Source organism: Streptomyces sp. SAI-170 (assembly GCF_049739565.1).
Taxonomy (GTDB): Bacteria; Actinomycetota; Actinomycetes; order Streptomycetales; family Streptomycetaceae; genus Streptomyces.
The window spans coordinates 4,325,255-4,342,618 of the sequence record NZ_JBMGQD010000001.1; the positions used below are offsets into that span (position 1 = coordinate 4,325,255).

Annotated in this window: 14 protein-coding genes and 1 tRNA gene; 10 read left to right on the plus strand and 5 right to left on the minus strand. The window is 70.4% G+C overall.

The genetic code is table 11. The features are described from left to right. The first annotated feature begins 11 nt into the window (after positions 1–11). The 4 genes from RKD23_RS19260 to RKD23_RS19275 all read left to right on the plus strand — a co-directional run bounded on the left by RKD23_RS19260 (position 12) and on the right by RKD23_RS19275 (position 7,337). Complete coding sequence (locus RKD23_RS19260) at positions 12–1,520, plus strand: cytochrome ubiquinol oxidase subunit I (RefSeq protein WP_424854785.1); 1,509 nt, start codon at positions 12–14, stop codon at positions 1,518–1,520. A 20-nt stretch (positions 1,521–1,540) separates the two neighbouring features. Further along, a complete protein-coding gene (gene cydB / locus RKD23_RS19265) occupies positions 1,541–2,548 on the plus strand; it encodes a cytochrome d ubiquinol oxidase subunit II (protein WP_424854786.1) in 1,008 nt (335 codons plus the stop codon). Positions 2,549–2,633: 85 nt separating this feature from the next. Then, a complete protein-coding gene (gene cydD / locus RKD23_RS19270) occupies positions 2,634–6,146 on the plus strand; it encodes a thiol reductant ABC exporter subunit CydD (RefSeq protein WP_424854787.1) in 3,513 nt (1,170 codons plus the stop codon). A 141-nt stretch (positions 6,147–6,287) separates the two neighbouring features. After that, entirely contained in the window at positions 6,288–7,337 is a 1,050-nt protein-coding gene (locus tag RKD23_RS19275) for a peptidoglycan DD-metalloendopeptidase family protein (protein WP_424854788.1), read from the plus strand. 19 nt (positions 7,338–7,356) lie between these two features. On the opposite strand, the gene RKD23_RS19280 is transcribed toward RKD23_RS19275, so the two are convergent. The 5 genes from RKD23_RS19280 to RKD23_RS19300 form a co-directional block, all read right to left on the minus strand. After that, entirely contained in the window at positions 7,357–8,259 is a 903-nt protein-coding gene (locus RKD23_RS19280) for an HAD family hydrolase (RefSeq protein ID WP_424854789.1), read from the minus strand. A gap of 53 nt (positions 8,260–8,312) precedes the next feature. Next, on the minus strand, positions 8,313–9,215 hold the full coding sequence (locus RKD23_RS19285; RefSeq protein ID WP_424854790.1) for an LLM class flavin-dependent oxidoreductase: 903 nt from the start codon (positions 9,213–9,215) through the stop codon (positions 8,313–8,315). A 143-nt stretch (positions 9,216–9,358) separates the two neighbouring features. Further along, the gene (locus RKD23_RS19290; protein ID WP_424854791.1) at positions 9,359–9,907 is read right to left on the minus strand and encodes an RNA 2'-phosphotransferase; all 549 of its coding nucleotides are present in this window, start codon (positions 9,905–9,907) and stop codon (positions 9,359–9,361) included. Positions 9,908–10,106: 199 nt separating this feature from the next. After that, on the minus strand, positions 10,107–11,858 hold the full coding sequence (locus RKD23_RS19295) for an SDR family oxidoreductase (protein WP_424858281.1): 1,752 nt from the start codon (positions 11,856–11,858) through the stop codon (positions 10,107–10,109). A gap of 2 nt (positions 11,859–11,860) precedes the next feature. Continuing rightward, on the minus strand, positions 11,861–12,703 hold the full coding sequence (locus tag RKD23_RS19300) for a M24 family metallopeptidase (protein ID WP_424854792.1): 843 nt from the start codon (positions 12,701–12,703) through the stop codon (positions 11,861–11,863). Between the two features lie 241 nt (positions 12,704–12,944). Between RKD23_RS19300 and RKD23_RS19305 the strand changes: the two genes are divergently transcribed. The 6 genes from RKD23_RS19305 to RKD23_RS19330 all read left to right on the plus strand — a co-directional run bounded on the left by RKD23_RS19305 (position 12,945) and on the right by RKD23_RS19330 (position 17,153). Then, complete coding sequence (locus tag RKD23_RS19305; RefSeq protein WP_424858282.1) at positions 12,945–13,919, plus strand: ABC transporter ATP-binding protein; 975 nt, start codon at positions 12,945–12,947, stop codon at positions 13,917–13,919. Further along, positions 13,909–14,823 (plus strand): ABC transporter permease, encoded by a 915-nt coding sequence (locus tag RKD23_RS19310; protein ID WP_424854793.1) that lies wholly within the window; start codon positions 13,909–13,911, stop codon positions 14,821–14,823. Before RKD23_RS19305 ends, RKD23_RS19310 begins: the two co-directional genes overlap by 11 nt. After that, on the plus strand, positions 14,820–15,731 hold the full coding sequence (locus RKD23_RS19315; RefSeq protein ID WP_424854794.1) for an ABC transporter ATP-binding protein: 912 nt from the start codon (positions 14,820–14,822) through the stop codon (positions 15,729–15,731). Before RKD23_RS19310 ends, RKD23_RS19315 begins: the two co-directional genes overlap by 4 nt. Before the next feature lie 10 nt (positions 15,732–15,741). Then, complete coding sequence (locus tag RKD23_RS19320; RefSeq protein WP_424854795.1) at positions 15,742–16,461, plus strand: ABC transporter permease subunit; 720 nt, start codon at positions 15,742–15,744, stop codon at positions 16,459–16,461. 126 nt (positions 16,462–16,587) lie between these two features. Further along, positions 16,588–16,821 carry a hypothetical protein gene (locus tag RKD23_RS19325; RefSeq protein ID WP_404036811.1) on the plus strand — a complete coding sequence of 78 codons (234 nt, stop codon included), beginning with the start codon at positions 16,588–16,590 and terminating at the stop codon, positions 16,819–16,821. Positions 16,822–17,068: 247 nt separating this feature from the next. Beyond that, positions 17,069–17,153: transfer RNA gene (locus RKD23_RS19330), tRNA-Ser, on the plus strand. Positions 17,154–17,364 lie beyond the last annotated feature (211 nt).

Below are 17,364 nucleotides of genomic sequence, written 5' to 3' on the forward strand. Positions count from 1 at the left end.
GAGACGACGACGTGGAATTGGCTCTGGCGCCGGAGACTTTGGCGCGTTGGCAGTTCGGCATCACCACCGTCTACCACTTCCTGTTCGTTCCGCTGACGATCTCGCTGGCCGCCCTGACGGCCGGCCTGCAGACCGCCTGGGTCCGGACGGAGAAGGAGAAGTACCTCAGGGCCACCAAGTTCTGGGGCAAGCTGTTCCTGATCAACATCGCCATGGGTGTGGTCACCGGCATCGTGCAGGAGTTCCAGTTCGGCATGAACTGGTCCGACTACTCGCGCTTCGTCGGTGACATCTTCGGCGCCCCGCTCGCCTTCGAGGCGCTCATCGCCTTCTTCTTCGAGTCCACCTTCATCGGCCTGTGGATCTTCGGCTGGGACAAGCTGCCCAAGAAGATCCACCTGGCCTGCATCTGGATGGTGTCGATCGGCACGATCCTGTCGGCGTACTTCATCCTCGCGGCCAACTCGTGGATGCAGCACCCGGTCGGTTACCGGATCAACGAGGCCAAGGGCCGGGCGGAGCTCACCGACTTCTGGCTGGTTCTCACCCAGAACACCGCGCTCGCCCAGGCCTTCCACACCCTCTCCGCGGCCTTCCTCACCGGCGGCGCGTTCATGGTCGGCATCTCCGCCTTCCATCTGCTGCGCAAGAGGCACATCCGTGAGATGAAGACCTCGCTGCGGCTCGGCCTGGTCACCCTGGTCATCGGCGGCATGTTCACGGCGGTCAGCGGAGACGTGCTCGGCAAGATCATGTATGAGCAGCAGCCGATGAAGATGGCCGCGGCCGAGGCCCTGTGGGACGGCGAGTCCCCCGCTCCCTTCTCCGTCTTCGCCTACGGCGACGTCGAGAAGGGCCACAACAAGGTCGCCATCGAGATCCCGGGCCTGCTGTCCTTCCTGGCCAAGGACGACTTCACGTCGTACGTGCCCGGTATCAACGACGTGCAGAAGGCCGAGCAGGAGCGGTTCGGACCCGGTGACTACCGGCCCAACGTGCCCGTCGCCTACTGGGGCTTCCGCTGGATGATCGGGTTCGGCATGAGCTCCTTCACCCTCGGGCTGGCCGGGCTGTGGCTGACCCGCAAGAAGTTCCTGCTCCCCCAGCACCTGAGGGTCGGCGAGGACGAGGTGCCGCAGCTGGTGCTGTTCAAGAACAAGGCCCTCGGCCCGAAGCTGACCACCTGGTACTGGCGTATCGCGCTCTGGACCATGGCCTTCCCGCTGATCGCCAACTCCTGGGGCTGGATCTTCACCGAGATGGGCCGCCAGCCGTGGGTCGTCTACGGCGTGCTCCGGACCCGTGACGCGGTCTCCCCCGGAGTGTCCCAGGGCGAGGTGATCACCTCGATGATCGTCTTCACCACGCTCTACGCGATCCTCGCCGTCGTCGAGGTCAAGCTGCTGGCCAAGTACGTCAAGGCCGGCCCGCCCGAGCTGACCGAAGCCGACCTCAACCCGCCCACGAAGATCGGCGGCGACTCCCGAGACGCCGACAAGCCGATGGCCTTCTCGTACTAGGCCGAGGGAGCTGCACAGTCATGGAACTGCACGACGTCTGGTTCGTCCTGATCGCCGTCCTGTGGACCGGTTACTTCTTCCTGGAGGGCTTCGACTTCGGGGTCGGCATCCTCACCAAGCTGCTGGCCCGCAACCGGCTCGAGAAGCGGGTGCTGATCAACACGATCGGCCCGGTCTGGGACGGCAACGAGGTCTGGCTCCTCACAGCGGGCGGTGCGACCTTCGCCGCCTTCCCCGAGTGGTACGCCACCCTCTTCTCCGGCTTCTACCTGCCGCTGCTCGTCATCCTGGTCTGCCTGATCGTCCGGGGTGTCGCCTTCGAGTACCGGGCCAAGCGGCCGGAGGAGAACTGGCAGCGCAACTGGGAGACCGCGATCTTCTGGACCTCGCTGATCCCCGCGTTCCTGTGGGGCGTGGCCTTCGCCAACATCGTGCGCGGCGTGGAGATCGACGCCGACCTCGAGTACGTCGGCGGCCTGCTGGACCTGCTCAACCCGTACGCGCTGCTCGGCGGTCTGGTGACGCTGACACTGTTCACCTTCCACGGCACGGTGTTCACCGCGCTGAAGACCGTCGGTGAGATCCGGGAGCGGGCGCGGGGGCTGGCCCTCCGGCTGGGTCTGGCGACCGCTGTGGTCGCGGCGGGCTTCCTGTTGTGGACGCAGGCCGACAGCGGTGACGGCAAGAGCCTGGTCGCACTGGTCGTGGCGGTAGCCGCGCTGGTGGCCGCGCTCGTGGCGAACCAGGCCGGGCGGGAAGGATGGTCGTTCGCCCTCTCCGGCGTCACCATCGTCGCCGTAGTGGCGATGCTCTTCCTGTCGCTCTTCCCGAACGTCATGCCGTCCTCGCTCGACGAGAACTGGAGCCTGACGGTCACCAATGCCTCGTCGAGCCCCTACACCCTGAAGATCATGACCTGGTGCGCCGCGATCGCCACACCGATCGTCCTGCTCTACCAGGGGTGGACCTACTGGGTGTTCCGCAAGCGGATCGGCACGCAGCACATCGCAGTCGACGCCACGCACTGAGTACGACCGGGAGGGTGTTTCACGTGAAACAACCTGTGGTGTTTCACGTGAAACACCGTCAAACACCCTCCCTGGACCGAAGGGCATGTTTCACGTGAAACCGATCGATCCCCGTCTCGTACGTCACGCCCGAGCCACCCGGTCGTTCCTGGCGGCGGTCGTCGCCCTGGGCGCCATCGGGGCGGGGCTCGTCGTCGCCCAGGCGATGCTTGTCGCCGAGGTCGTGGTCGGCGCCTTCCAGCGCGGGCTGGCGGTCGGTGAACTCCGCACTCCCCTGCTGCTGCTCGTGGCCGTGGCGGTCGGCCGTTCCCTGGTCGCCTGGCTCACCGAACTCGCCGCCCACCGGGCCAGCGCCGCCGTGAAGTCCGAGCTGCGCGGGCGGCTGCTGGAGCGTGCCGTCCGGCTCGGGCCGGGCTGGCTCGGCGGGCAGCGGACCGGCTCGCTGGTGGCGCTTGCCACGCGGGGCGTGGACGCGCTCGACGACTACTTCTCCCGCTATCTGCCGCAGTTGGGTCTCGCGGTGGTCGTGCCGGTGGCGGTGCTGGCCCGGATCGTCACCGAGGACTGGGTCTCCGCCGCGATCATCGTGGGCACCCTGCCGCTCATCCCGGTCTTCATGATGCTGATCGGCTGGGCCACCCAGGCGCGGATGGACCGTCAGTGGCGGCTGTTGTCCCGACTGTCCGGCCACTTCCTGGACGTGGTCGCGGGCCTGCCGACGCTGAAGGTGTTCGGACGGGCCAAGGCCCAGGCCGACTCGATCCGGCGGATCACCGGCGAGTACCGCCAGGCGACCATGCGGACCCTGCGGATCGCCTTCCTCTCCTCCTTCGCCCTGGAGCTGCTCGCCACGATCTCGGTGGCCCTGGTCGCCGTGACGATCGGCATGCGGCTCGTCCACGGCGAGATGGATCTCTACACCGGCCTGGTCATCCTGATCCTCGCCCCGGAGGCGTATCTGCCGCTGCGGCAGGTGGGCGCGCAGTACCACGCGGCGGCGGAGGGGCTCGCGGCCGCCGAGGAGATCTTCGAGGTGCTGGAGACACCGGTCCCGGACTCCAGGAGCCACCCGGTGCCCGCCGGCGCGCTCTCCTTCGAGGGCGTCTCCGTCCGCTATCCCGGACGGTCCGAGGACGCCGTCGCCGATGCCACCTTCACCGTCGAGCCCGGGGAGACGGTCGCGCTCGTCGGACCCAGCGGCGCAGGCAAGTCGACGCTGCTGAACGTCCTGCTGGGCTTCGTACGGCCGACCGCGGGCCAGGTGCGGATCGATGGCAAGGACCTTGCCGACGTCGACCTGGAGCAGTGGCGTGCGCAGGTGGCCTGGGTACCGCAGCGGCCTCATCTGTACGCCGGGACGATCGAGGAGAACGTCCGGCTCGCCCGGAACGACGCCGACGCCGAGGCCGTACGACAGGCCCTGCGGGACGCCGGGGCGCTGGAGTTCGTGGACGCGCTGCCCCTCGGCGCCGGCACCCTGCTCGGTGAGGACGGGGCCGGGCTCTCGGCCGGGCAGCGACAGCGGCTCGCGCTCGCCCGGGCCTTCCTTGCCGACCGGCCCGTGCTGCTGCTCGACGAGCCGACGGCCGCGCTCGACGGAGAGACCGAGGCGGAGGTCGTGGCCGCGGTACGCCGGCTGTCGGCCGGACGCACGGTCCTGCTGGTCGTCCACCGCCCGGCCCTGCTGTCGGTGGCGGACCGGGTGGTACGGCTGGAGTCGACGGGAGAGGCGCCCACGGGCCCTGCGCGGCCGGCCTCCAGCGGACCGGTGAGCCCGGCTCCCGCTCGTCTCGCGGAATCGGCCCGGGCTCAGAAGATCGAAGAAGCCCCCTCTGAAGCACACTCGCGCCACCCCCTCGCCCGGGTCCGGGCCATGGCCGCACCCCGGCGCGGTCGGCTGCTTCTCGCGCTGCTGCTGGGCAGCCTGGCGCTCGGCAGTGCCGTAGGGCTGATGGCGACGTCCGGGTGGCTGATCTCGCGGGCGTCGCAGCAGCCGCCGGTGCTGTATCTGATGGTGGCCGTGACGGCGACGCGGGCCTTCGGGATCGGCCGGGCCGTGTTCCGGTACGGCGAGCGGCTCGTGTCGCACGAAGCGGTGCTGCGGATGCTGGCCGACACCCGGGTCGCGGTGTACCGGCGCCTGGAACGGCTGGCGCCCGCCGGGCTGCGCGACACGCGCCGCGGTGATCTGCTCAGCCGTCTGGTGGCCGACGTGGACGCGCTGCAGGACTACTGGCTGCGGTGGCTGCTGCCCGTCGGCGCGGCGACGCTGGTGTCGGCCGGGTCCGTCGCCTTCACCGCCTGGCTGCTGCCGGAGGCGGGCGCGGTCCTCGCGGCCGGACTGCTGGCGGCCGGGGCCGGGGTCCCGCTGCTCACGGGCGCGGTGGCGCGGCGTGCCGAACGCCGGCTCGCCCCCGCCCGAGGGACGCTCGCCACGCACGTGGCCGACCTGCTCACCGGCACCGCCGAACTGACCGTCGCTGGCGCCCTGCCCACCCGTACCGCACAGGCTCGCAGGGCGGACGCGGAGCTGACCCGGATCGCCTCGCGCACCGCCACCGCGACCGCGCTCGGCGACGGGCTCACCGCGCTGATCTGCGGTCTGACCGTCGCGGGGGCGGCTCTCGTCGGCGCCCAGGCGGTCGCCGCCGGGCGGCTGAGCGGCGTGGCCATGGCCGTCGTCGTACTGACCCCGCTGGCCGCCTTCGAGGCCGTCCTCGGGCTGCCGCTCGCCGTGCAGTTCCGGCAGCGGGTACGCAAGAGCGCCGAGCGGGTGTACGAGGTGCTGGACGCCCCCGAGCCCGTGTGTGAGCCGGACCAGCCGCGGCAGGCGCCCGCCTCGCCGTTCCCGGTCGTCGTCAAGGCGCTGACCGCCCGGCACGCGGGGCAGGACCGCGATGCCCTGGCCGGCCTGGACCTCCGGCTGGAGAAGGGCCGCCGGGTGGCCGTGGTCGGCCCGTCCGGGTCCGGCAAGACGACCCTGGCACAGGTGCTGCTGCGCTTCCTGGACGCCGAGTCCGGCTCGTACACCCTGGGCGGCGTGGACGCCTGCGCGCTGGACGGCGACGACGTACGGCGGCTCGTCGGCCTGTGTGCGCAGGACGCGCACCTCTTCGACAGCTCTGTGCGCGAGAACCTGCTGCTGGCCCGGAGGGAGGCGACCGACGCCGAGCTGCGTGACGTGCTGCGCAGGGCCCGGCTGCTGGACTGGGTCGAGGGCCTGCCGGACGGGCTCGACACGCTCGTGGGGGAGCACGGGGCCCGGCTGTCCGGCGGACAGCGGCAGCGGCTGGCGCTGGCCCGCGCGCTGCTCGCCGACTTCCCGGTGCTCGTGCTCGACGAGCCGGCCGAGCATCTCGACCTGCCCACCGCCGACGCGCTCACCGCCGACCTGCTGGCCGCCACCGAGGGCCGTACGACGCTGCTGATCACGCATCGGCTGGCCGGTCTCGACGCTGTCGACGAGGTGATCGTGCTGGAGGGCGGGCGGGTGGTGCAGCGGGGCGGCTTCGCGGAGCTGACCGCCGTAGAGGGGCCGTTGCGGGAGATGGCGGCGCGCGAGGCGGCGACGGAAGACCTTCTGGCGGAAGTGCGTTAGGCCGTTCACGTCCCACGGGCGGAGGGGATGTCCCGTCGACACGGTCGTCGGGCCGCGCAGCACCCCATTCGCAGCAACGTGTCCCCCAGGCGTACGACGTGAACAGGACGCGGGGCGCCCCTGCGGGCCACGATCGCTGACATGCCCTCATTTCGCCGTCGTCGGCTGCTCGTTCCGGCGCTGCTGTGTGCGCTCGCGGTGCTCGCGGCCCGCCCCCACGCGGACGCGGGCGGTGCCGACGGCGGTACGGCGGCGGAGGTGGCGCGGCTGTACGCGGACGCGGCGGTGGCCACCCAGCAGTACGAGGAGGGGCGGCGCGAGGCCGACACGCAGCGGGCGCGCGCCCAGCGCTACGAGGAGCTGCTGGACCGTCAGCGGCGCGAGATCGGCGTGCTGCACGAGGACCTGGGCCGGATCGCGCGCGCCCAGTACCGCGAGGGCGGCGGGCTCCCGGTCGCCGCGCAGATCGTGCTGGCGGGCAGCCCCGAGCAACTCATGCGCGGCCAGCATGTGTTCTCCCAGGCCAACATGGCGGTCGACAACGCGATCGGCAAGAGCCGCCGGGCACAGGAGCGGCTCGCGGCGGACGAGGCGAAGGCCGCGGCGGCGTGGCAGGAGCTGGAGAAGCGGAACGGTGAGCTGGCCGAGCTGAAGCAGTCCATCGAGCACAAGCTGGAGGAGGCACGCGCGCGACTGCAGGGGGAGGCGGACGCGTCGGCTCTGGCGGGCTCCTGCCGGGGCGTGGCACGGCTGGAGCAGCCGCCGGCCTCGTACGCGCAGGGCTGGGTCGCGCCGGTGGAGACGTACGAGCTGTCGGCGGGCTTCGGCAGCGGTGGCGAGCGCTGGGCGAACCGGCACACCGGGCAGGACTTCGCGGTGCCGATCGGTACGCCGGTGCGATCGGTCGGCGAGGGCCGGGTGGTGGCCGTGTCCTGCGGGGGCGCGTTCGGCATCCAGATCATCATCGAGCACCCGGGCGGCTACTACACGCAGTACGCGCACCTCGCCTCGGTCGCCGTGGACCAGGGTGAACGGGTGACGGCCGGGCAGTGGATCGGGCAGGCGGGCACGACCGGCAACTCCACCGGCCCGCACCTGCACTTCGAGGTGCGGGTCACGCCGGAACTGGGCTCGGGAGTGGACCCGGTGCCGTGGCTGGCGGCGCGCGGCGTAACCGTGGGACAGCCCTGACCGGGTCCTCGGCCGGAGGTCAGGCCTCCTGCGCCTCCGCGAGCAGTTGCTCGATCACCACGGCCACGCCGTCCTCGTTGTTGGCGACCGTGCTCCCGGATGCCGCGGCGATCACATCCGGGTGGGCGTTGCCCATGGCGTAGGAGCGGCCGGCCCAGGTGAGCATCTCGACGTCGTTCGGCATGTCACCGAAGGCGACGACCTCCTCGTGCGAGATGCCGCGCTCGGCGCAGCACAGGGCGAGGGTGCTGGCCTTGGAGACCTCGGGGCCGCTGATCTCCAGTAGGGCGCTGGGGCTGGAGCGGGTGACGTTCGCGCGGTCGCCGATCGCGGTGCGGCCCAGGATGAGGAAGGCGTCGGGGTCCAGCGTGGGGTGGTAGGCGAGGATCTTGAGCACGGGCTCGCCGGCCCCGGGCGCGTCCGGCCCCAGCAGGTCCTCGGCGGACGCCAGGGTGTCCGGGACCTCCATGTGCAGCTTGGGATAGTCCGGCTCCTGGTTGAAGCCGTACGTCTGCTCGACCGCGTACACCGTGCCGGGCGCCGCGTCCCGCAGCAGGCGTACGGCGTCCAGCGCGTTCCTGCGCGGCAGCTCGCGCACCTTGACGAACCGGTGGGCGCCGGGGCCGCCGTGCAGGTCGACGACGGCGGCGCCGTTGCCGCAGATGGCCAGGCCGTGGCCGTGGACGTGCTCGCTGACGACGTCCATCCAGCGGGCGGGGCGGCCGGTGACGAAGAAGACCTCGATGCCGGCCTCCTCGGCCGCGGCCAGTGCGGCGACGGTCCTCGGGGAGACGGACTTGTCGTCGCGCAGCAGCGTGCCGTCGAGGTCGGTGGCGATCAGCCGCGGGCGGATCGGGGCGTCGGGGGAGGCCGGGGGCTCGGGCTTTCTCGTCGCTGAGGTCACCGGGCCATTCTCGCGCATATGCCTGCACGGGCGTGCGGGCATCCGCACATCTGAGGCCTCCCCGTCGGGGATCAGCCCAGCTCCGCGACCGCGTCCATCGCGATCTGCTCGAACACCTTCTGCTCGGCCGCGAAGACCGAGTCCGGGATCGGCCAGTGGATCACGATCTCGGTGAAGCCCAGCTCCTGGTGGCGACCCGCGAAGTCGACGAACGCGGACAGCGACTCCAGCGGGCGCCCCCGGTCCGGCGTGAAGCCGGTCAGCAGGATCTTGTCGAGCTGGTTCACGTCCCGCCCGATGGCGGCACACGCGTCGGCCAGCTTCTCGGCCTGCCCGCGGATGGCCCGCACGGACTGCTCCGGCGTGCCGTTCTCGTACAGCTTGGGGTCACCGGTCGTCACCCACGCCTGCCCGTATCGCGCGGCCAGCTTCAGCCCGCGCGGGCCGGTCGCCGCCACCGCGAAGGGCAGCCGGGGCCGCTGCACACAGCCGGGGATGTTGTGGGCCTCATGAGCCGAGTAGTAGTCGCCCTCGTACGACACCGAGTCCTCGGTCAGCAGCCGGTCCAGCAGCGGTACGAACTCGCCGAACCGGTCGGCCCGCTCCCGCGGGGTCCACGGCTCCTGGCCCAGCGCGGTGGCGTCGAAGCCGGTGCCGCCCGCCCCGATGCCGAGGGTGACCCGGCCGCCGGAGATGTCGTCGAGAGAGATCAGTTCCTTGGCCAGCGTCACGGGGTGCCGGAAGTTCGGCGAGGTGACCAGCGTGCCCAGCCGCAGCCGCTCGGTGATCGCCGCGGCGGCGGTCAGCGTAGGAACTGCACCGAACCAGGGCCCGTCACGGAAGCTGCGCCAGGACAGGTGGTCGTAGGTGTAGGCGGTGTGGAAGCCGAGCTCCTCGGCACGCTGCCACGCCTCACGACCTCCCTCGTGCCACCGGCGGTACGGAAGGATCACAGTGCTCAGACGCAGACTCATGCATCGAGCGTATGCGGCTGCGCTGTTTCACGTGAAACAGTCACCGAACGCGGTCGGCGAGCCACGGGTCAGTGACGATCACCCCAGTCAGTGACGATCACCCGGGCGGTGGCGATCACCCCGTGCCGTGGCGATCATCCCGGTCAGTGCGACGCGGGGAAGCGCAGATACCGGGGCGGCACCGCCTTCGTCAGCCACACCCCGTTGGCGCTGACGTGGAAGACATGGCCGTCGCGGTGCATGGCGGCCGCGTCCACCGAGAGCACGACGGGGCGGCCGCGACGGGCCCCGACCCGGGTGGCGGTCTCACGGTCGGGGGACAGATGCACGTCGTGGCGGTTCATGGGCCGCAGCCCCTCGGCGCGAATCGCGTCCAGGTTGCGGGCCACGGTCCCGTGATAGAGGTACGGCGGCGGGACCGCCGGCGCGAGGCCGAGGTCGACCTCGACGCTGTGGCCCTGGCTGGCGCGGATGCGGGTCCCCTCGACGGCGAAGCGCTTCTTGTCGTTCGAGGCCACCACATGGTCCAGCTCCTCGCGCGTGAAGCGGAACCCGTGCGCGGCGGCCGCCTCGATCAGGGTGTCGATCTCCACCCAGCCGCCCTCGTCCAGGGTGAGCCCGATCCGCTCCGGCTGGTGGCGCAGATGCTTGGAGAGGTACTTCGACACCTTCACGGTGCGTTGTTCGTTCATGCGACTCAGCATGACGACCGAGACGCGGATCACGCGACGAGTTTTGCGGGGCAGGTTTGATCCACAACCAACTCGGGTTATCCACAGCTCACTTGGCGGAGTTGTGGACAACCGACGTCCGAAATCGGATAGTTCGCGAAATTGCCTGTGCCAGCTGTGAAGTTGATCAACAGCCCCGGCCCAGCAGCCCCCTTCACCGTCAGAGCTTCGGCTCCACGCGCGCGAGCCTCCTCAACAAGCCAGGAGCGAAACGGGACAAGGCGTGTGCTCCGCGTGCTTCCGGGGTGACCGGGACGACCGCCTCGTTGCGCACGACGGCGCGCAGGATCGCCTGAGCGACCTTCTCCGGCGGGTAGTTGCGCCTGCCGTACAGCCGCGTGCTGCTCTTCTGGCGGCGCTTCTCCTCGTCCTCGCCGACACCGACGAACCGCGCCGTGGAGGTGATGTTGGTGTTGACCAGGCCGGGGCAGATCGCGCTCACCCCGATTCCCTGGCCCGCGAGTTCGGCGCGCAGGCACTCGCTGAGCATCAGCACGGCGGCCTTGGAGGTGCTGTAGGCGGGCAGGGCGCGCGAGGGCTGGAACGCGGCTGCGGACGCCGTATTCACGATGTGGCCGCCCTGGCCGCGCTCGGCCATCTGCCGTCCGAAGAGGCGGCAACCGTGAATGACGCCCCACAAGTTGACGTCGAGGACCTTCTTCCAGTCCTCCGGTGTGGTGTCGAAGAAGGAGCCGGACAGTCCGATGCCGGCGTTGTTCACGAGCACGTCGACCACGCCGTACTCCAGCGCGACCTTCTCGGCGAGCTTCTCCATGGACTGCGCGTCGGAGACATCGACGGCCTCGGACCAGGCGGCAGGAGCGCCGATCAGCTGGGCCAACTCGGCGGTGCGGGCGGCGCTTTCCGCGTCGCGGTCGACGGCGATCACTCGGGCGCCCGCCTCGGCGAACGCGAACGCCGTGGCCCGGCCGATGCCGCTGCCTGCCCCGGTGACCAGGACCAACTGGCCGCCGAAACGGTCGAAGTGACGCCCGGTCGGCTCGATCTCGGTGCGGCCGCCCTCGATGCCGTTCACGAACTCGGTGATCCAGGTCGTCAGTTGTTCGGGCCGGGTGCGGGGGACCCAGTGCTTGGCGGGCAGTGTGCGACGGGTGAGCTGCGCTGCCCACAGTTCCAGTTCGTCGTAGAGCCGCTCGGACAGGAAGGCGTCGCCCAGCGGCGTGATGAGCTGCACGGGCGCGTGCGCGTAGGCGTCGGGGCGCGGCCTACGGAGTCGTGCGCGGACGTTGTCGCGGTACAGCCAGGCGCCGCGGGCCGCGTCCTGGGGCAGCGACGAAGTCGGGTAGCCGTCGGTGGGCACCCGCTCGACCCGCTCCAGAATGCCCGGCCAGTGCTTGCCGAGCGGTCCGCGCCAGGCCAGCTCGGGCAGGACGGGGGTGTGCAGGAGGTAGACGTACCAGGACTTGGCGCCCTGGCCGAGGAGTTGGCCGACCCGGCGCGGAGTGGGGCGCTTCATCCGCCGCTGGATCCAGTGGCCGAAGTGGTCGAGGGATGGCCCGGACATCGAGGTGAAGGAGGCGATCCGCCCCTCGGTGCGCTTGACGGTGACGAACTCCCAGGACTGCACCGAGCCCCAGTCGTGGCCGACCAGGTGCACGGGCCGGTCGGGGCTCACCGCGTCCGCGACGGCCAGGAAGTCGTCCGTCAGCTTCTCCAGCGTGAACCCGCCGCGCAGGGGCTGCGGGGCGGTGGAGCGGCCGTGGCCGCGGACGTCGTAGAGGACGACGTGGAAGCGGTCGGCGAGACGCGGCGCGACCTCGGACCACACCTCCTTGCTGTCCGGGTAGCCGTGCACGAGCAGCACCGTCGGCTGCTCCGGGTCACCGAGTTCGGCGACGCACAGTTCGACGCCGCCGGTCCGCACCCAGCGCTCACGCGCGCCTTCGAGCATGGTCACTTCTCCTCCGCCCAGCGCCGCACGTGCGGCAGATCGTCGTCCAGCCAGAAGGCGCTCTCCTCGGGGTCCCGCGAGTCGGTGACGACCAGGATCTCCTCGAACTTCGCGCCGGTCCCCCGGAAGCCGAGATGGGGCTCGACCGCCCACAGGCCCGGCTGCGGCGGATGGTCGGAGAAACGGTACGGCGACCACAGCGGCGACCACCCCTCGCGATGACCGTGCAGTGCGTCCGAGGCGAGCCCCTTGAGGGACTGGGTGCCGAAGCCGAAGATGTGCGGCGAGAAGCGGCGGGCCTTGACCCGGTCGACCTTGTGCGCGATCACTCCGAAGGGGTAGGCGCGGTGCCGGTTGGCGTAGCCCTGGCGGACCATGAGGCGCTCCACGTCCTCGTAGATCTCGCGCAGCGAGCGGCGTTCGCGCACCTCGCGCAGGATCAGCTCGCGGTGTGCCTGGAGGTCGTCCATCAACCGGTTCTGGACGGGGTTGAGGCCGAGCGAGCCGGAGTAGCCGATGTCCGCGGTGTAGCCCTCGTGGACCGGGGCCATGTCGAGGATGAACGGCATGCCCGGCTCCAGGGCCCGGTCGGTGGGGAAGAACTGCAGGGGGATGCGGAAGTTCGCGAACGCCGTGCGGTCGCCGAACCAGGCGAAGGGCAGGTGGAACCAGTCCCTCACGCCCCGCTCGCGCAGCCATGCCCGCTGCATCCGGGCCGCCTCACGCTCGGTGACACCCGGCTGAAGCTGGGCCGCCACCGCTTCCGCGCACTCGTAGGCCAGCCGCTGCACGGTCCTGAATCCGTGCAGCTCCGTGGATATCTCGCCTGCCACTGCCGTCGTCATGCCGCCCCGTCCCACCCGGTCCACACTGACTGCGGTACGTGTCCGTAACTTGACATCGCCGAATCTCGCACCTTGTTAGAGCTGGCGTCAATAGGGCGGTCATGGTGCGTGCCCAACCTGGGGTCGCCGCCCCGACCTCAGGGTGACCCTGAGTTCCCCGTACGACTCCAGGGTGACCCCAAGACGGCTCTGGAGTCTGACGACGTCCGTGGTCCACGTCACTACTGTCGAAGACGTGACTGTGATCGCGACCGAAAGCCTGAGCAAGCGGTTCCCCAGGGTGACCGCGCTCGACCGGCTGTCCATGGACATCGGAGCCGGTGTGACCGGACTCGTCGGAGCCAACGGCGCCGGCAAGTCCACCCTCATCAAGATCCTCCTGGGCCTGTCCCCCGCCTCCGAGGGCCGCGCCGCCGTGCTCGGACTGGACGTCGCCACCGAGGGCGCCGCCATCCGCGAGCGCGTGGGCTACATGCCGGAGCACGACTGCCTGCCGCCCGACGTCTCGGCCACCGAGTTCGTCGTGCACATGGCCCGCATGTCCGGCCTGCCGCCCACCGCCGCCCGCGAGCGCACGGCGGACACGCTGCGCCATGTCGGGCTGTACGAGGAGCGCTACCGCCCCATCGGCGGTTACTCCACCGGCATGAAGCAGCGCGTCAAGCTCGCCCAGGCCCTGGTGCACGACCCGCAGCTGGTGTTCCTGGACGAGCCGACCAACGGCCTCGACCCGGTCGGCCGGGACGACATGCTGGGCCTCATCCGCCGCATCCACACCGACTTCGGCATCTCGGTCCTGGTCACGTCCCATCTGCTGGGCGAACTGGAGCGCACCTGCGACCACGTCGTCGTCATCGACGGCGGCAAGCTCCTGCGCTCCAGCTCCACCACCGACTTCACCCAGACCACCACCACCCTCGCCATCGAGGTCACCGACACCGACGAACACCCCGACGGCACCCGCGCGGTGCGCGAGGCGCTCCGCGCGCGCGGGGTCACCGTCGAGGACGGCAGCGGCCTGCCCGGCGCCGGACACCTGCTGCTGCTCACCGCGCAGGGCGAGGAGACCTACGACCTGGTCCGCGACACCGTCGCCGACCTCGGCCTCGGCCTGGTCCGCATGGAACAGCGCAGGCACCACATCGCCGAGGTCTTCAGCACCGCTGACGAGAACAGCGACGAGCACCGGAAGGAGGCCGTCGGCCATGGCAGTTGAGCAGTCCCTGTCACAGCCCCTGGCAGCGGGTGACCAGACCCGCATCCACAACATCGGCTACCGCAGCTACGACGGCCCCCGCCTGGGCCGCTCCTACGCCACGCGCTCCCTCTACTCGCAGTCCCTGCGCGGCGCCTACGGCCTCGGCCGCTCGGTGAAGTCCAAGGTGCTGCCGATGCTGCTGTTCGTGGTGATGTGCGTGCCGGCGGCCATCATGGTCGCCGTCGCGGTCGCCACCAAGGCCAGCAAGCTGCCCGTGGACTACACCGAGTACGCGATCTTCCTCCAGGCCGTCATCAGCCTGTACGTGGCCTCCCAGGCGCCCCAGTCCGTCTCGCGCGACCTGCGCTTCAAGACGGTCCCGCTGTACTTCTCGCGGCCCATCGAGACCGCCGACTACGTCCGCGCCAAGTACGCGGCCCTGGCGTCGGCGCTGTTCATCCTCACCGCGGCCCCGCTGCTGGTGCTGTATGTGGGCGCGCTGCTCGCCAAGCTCGACTTCACCGACCAGACAGAAGGATTCGCGCAGGGACTCGTGTCCGTCGCACTGCTCTCGCTGCTCTTCGCCGGGCTGAGCCTGGTGATCGCCTCCGTCACCCCGCGCCGCGGCTTCGGCATCGCCGCCGTCATCGCGGTGTTCACCATCTCCTACGGCGCCGTCTCCGCCCTCCAGGGCATAGCCGAGCTCCAGAACAGCAGCGACGCGATCGCCTGGATCGGCCTGTTCTCGCCGGTCACCCTCATCGACGGCGTGCAGACCGCCTTCCTCGGCGCGACCTCCTCCTACCCCGGAGGCGTCGGCCCGTCCAACGGGGAGGGCGTGGTGTACGTGCTGTTCACCCTCGGCCTGATCGCCGCGAGCTACGGCCTCCTGATCCGCCGCTACAAGAAGGTGGGCCTGTGACCACCCTCCAGATCGACCACGTCTCCCGCTGGTTCGGCAACGTGGTCGCCGTCAACGACATCACCATGTCCATCGGCCCCGGCGTCACCGGCCTGCTCGGCCCCAACGGCGCCGGAAAGTCCACCCTCATCAACATGATGGGCGGCTTCCTCGCCCCCTCCACCGGCACGGTCACCCTCGACGGACAGCCGGTGTGGCGCAACGAGGCCATCTACCGGCACATCGGCATCGTCCCCGAGCGCGAGGCGATGTACGACTTCCTCACCGGGCGTGAATTCGTCGTCGCCAACGCCGAGTTGCACGGCCTGGGCGCCAAGGCGGCCCAGAAGGCGCTGGCCACGGTCGAGATGGAGTACGCACAGGACCGCAAGATCTCCACCTACTCCAAGGGCATGCGCCAGCGCGTGAAGATGGCCAGCGCCCTGGTGCACGAGCCCTCGCTGCTGCTGCTGGACGAGCCGTTCAACGGCATGGACCCGCGCCAGCGCATGCAGCTGATGGACCTGCTGCGCCGCATGGGCGACGAGGGCCGCACGGTGCTGTTCTCCTCCCACATCCTGGAGGAGGTCGAGCAGCTCGCCTGGCACATCGAGGTCGTGGTGGCGGGCCGGCACGCGGCCAGCGGTGACTTCCGCCGCATCCGCCGCCTGATGACCGACCGCCCGCACCGCTACCTCGTGCGCTCCAGCGACGATCGTGCCCTCGCGGCCGCGCTGATCGCCGACCCGTCCACGTCCGGCATCGAGGTCGACCTCGCCGAGGGTGCGCTGCGCATCCAGGCCGTCGACTTCGGGCGCTTCACGGCGCTGCTGCCCAAGGTGGCCCGGGACCACGGCATCCGGCTGCTGGCGGTCTCGCCGTCCGACGAGTCGCTCGAGTCCGTCTTCTCTTACCTGGTCGCGGCGTAGGAGGCCGAAGATGTACGACCCCACAGTCGCCCGGCTCACCTATCGGGCCCTGCTCGGCCGTCGCCGGGCCCTTGTCCTCGGCGCGCTGCCACTGCTGCTCATCGGGATCTCCGTGGTCGTCCGCGGGCTCGCCGGAGCCGACGACCAGACCGCGTCCGACCTGCTGGGCGGGCTCGCGCTCGCCACCATGGTGCCGATCATCGGTGTCATCGCCGGCACCGGCGCGATCGGCCCGGAGATCGACGACGGTTCTGTCGTCTACCTGCTGTCCAAGCCGGTGAAACGGCCCACGATCATCTTCACCAAGCTCATCGTGGCGATCGCGGTGACGATGGTCTTCTCCGCACTGCCCACCTTCATCGCCGGGTTCATCCTCAACGGCAACGGCCAACAGATAGCGGTCGCCTACACGGTCGCCGCCCTGGTGTCCTCCATCGCCTACGCGGCCCTGTTCCTGCTGCTGGGCACGGTGTCGCGGCACGCGGTGGTCTTCGGGCTCGTCTACGCGCTCGTCTGGGAGGCCCTGTTCGGCTCCCTGGTGCCGGGAGCACGCACCCTCAGCGTCCAGCAGTGGTCGCTGGCCGTGGCCCACAAGGTCGCCGGGGGTGAGCTCGTCACCTCCGACGTCGGACTGACCACGGCGACGGTGCTGCTGGTGGCGGTGACCGTGCTCGCCACCTGGTACGCCGGGCAGAAGCTGCGGTCGCTGACGCTGGCGGGTGAGGAGTAGACGCGGCGCCTACTGAGGGGGTTTCGCCCGCTTACTGACGGGGGCTTCGCCCGCTTACTGACGGGGGTTTAACCCCCGTCCCCGCACACTGGGCACAACGTGGGGCGTACGGCTGGGAGGAAGGGCATGGCAGACGCGCAGTACGACGGCCGCGAACAGCGTGCTGATGTGTGGGACGACCTCGTCCTGGACGAGGACTTCGTCCGCGCCGCCGAGACCACCGAGCCGTCCGCCCGCGCCCGTATGCTCGCCGCCCGCTGGCGCCGCGAGCAGCCCGAGCCGCAGCCCTGGCGCTCCGACGAGCCGCCGGCCGGATGGTTCTTCAGCAAGGCGCGTAGGTGGAGGTGGCGGCGGCGCTAGCGGTCGCACGTCTGTTTTATTCGGTGGCACCCAACTCCCCGACGCGGCACAGTGGTCGGTGACCGGCACCACGATCTGGGAGAGGAGCGGGGCGATGTCCATGCACGGCAGTACGCCGCGCTCCCGACAGGGCAGCCGGCGGCAGGCTCCGGTGTAGTTACCCCACCGTGGAGCCGACCGCATCTGTGTTGCCCGGGGCGGCCGCTTCGAGCACGCGAAATCCCACTTCGCGTGAGGCCGCCCACCCGGAGGATTGGCCGAGTGGCAAGGCACCGGCTTGCTAAGCCGTGGTCGGGGGAAACCCCGCGCACGTTCGATCCGTGCATCCTCCGCGAGACCGCCGAATGTAGCAACCGGCGCGGAACGAGGCCGTCCGGGGCGGGACGGGTCAGACCGAAGTATGAGCATCTTTGCAGCGCGGGGTGGCCTGGCCCAGGCATGTCGGGCGAGAGAGCACTCGTGTGGCCGTATGGTCAGTGTGTCCTGATACATGCAGAGGTGTCGCTTCTAGCATGTGCGGGCATGTTCTCCCTCCTCCATGGC

Bases quoted from the DNA above. Each gene is read 5' to 3' on its own strand.
- RKD23_RS19310 (WP_424854793.1), top strand. From the start codon at position 13,909: ATGGCAGTTGAGCAGTCCCTGTCACAGCCCCTGGCAGCGGGTGACCAG.
- cydD (WP_424854787.1), top strand. From the start codon at position 2,634: ATGTTTCACGTGAAACCGATCGATCCCCGTCTCGTACGTCACGCCCGA.
- RKD23_RS19295 (WP_424858281.1), bottom strand. From the start codon at position 11,858: ATGCTCGAAGGCGCGCGTGAGCGCTGGGTGCGGACCGGCGGCGTCGAA.
- cydB (WP_424854786.1), top strand. From the start codon at position 1,541: ATGGAACTGCACGACGTCTGGTTCGTCCTGATCGCCGTCCTGTGGACC.
- RKD23_RS19280 (WP_424854789.1), bottom strand. From the start codon at position 8,259: ATGCGCGAGAATGGCCCGGTGACCTCAGCGACGAGAAAGCCCGAGCCC.
- RKD23_RS19325 (WP_404036811.1), top strand. From the start codon at position 16,588: ATGGCAGACGCGCAGTACGACGGCCGCGAACAGCGTGCTGATGTGTGG.
- RKD23_RS19320 (WP_424854795.1), top strand. From the start codon at position 15,742: ATGTACGACCCCACAGTCGCCCGGCTCACCTATCGGGCCCTGCTCGGC.
- RKD23_RS19285 (WP_424854790.1), bottom strand. From the start codon at position 9,215: ATGAGTCTGCGTCTGAGCACTGTGATCCTTCCGTACCGCCGGTGGCAC.
- RKD23_RS19290 (WP_424854791.1), bottom strand. From the start codon at position 9,907: ATGAACGAACAACGCACCGTGAAGGTGTCGAAGTACCTCTCCAAGCAT.
- RKD23_RS19275 (WP_424854788.1), top strand. From the start codon at position 6,288: ATGCCCTCATTTCGCCGTCGTCGGCTGCTCGTTCCGGCGCTGCTGTGT.
- RKD23_RS19300 (WP_424854792.1), bottom strand. From the start codon at position 12,703: ATGACGACGGCAGTGGCAGGCGAGATATCCACGGAGCTGCACGGATTC.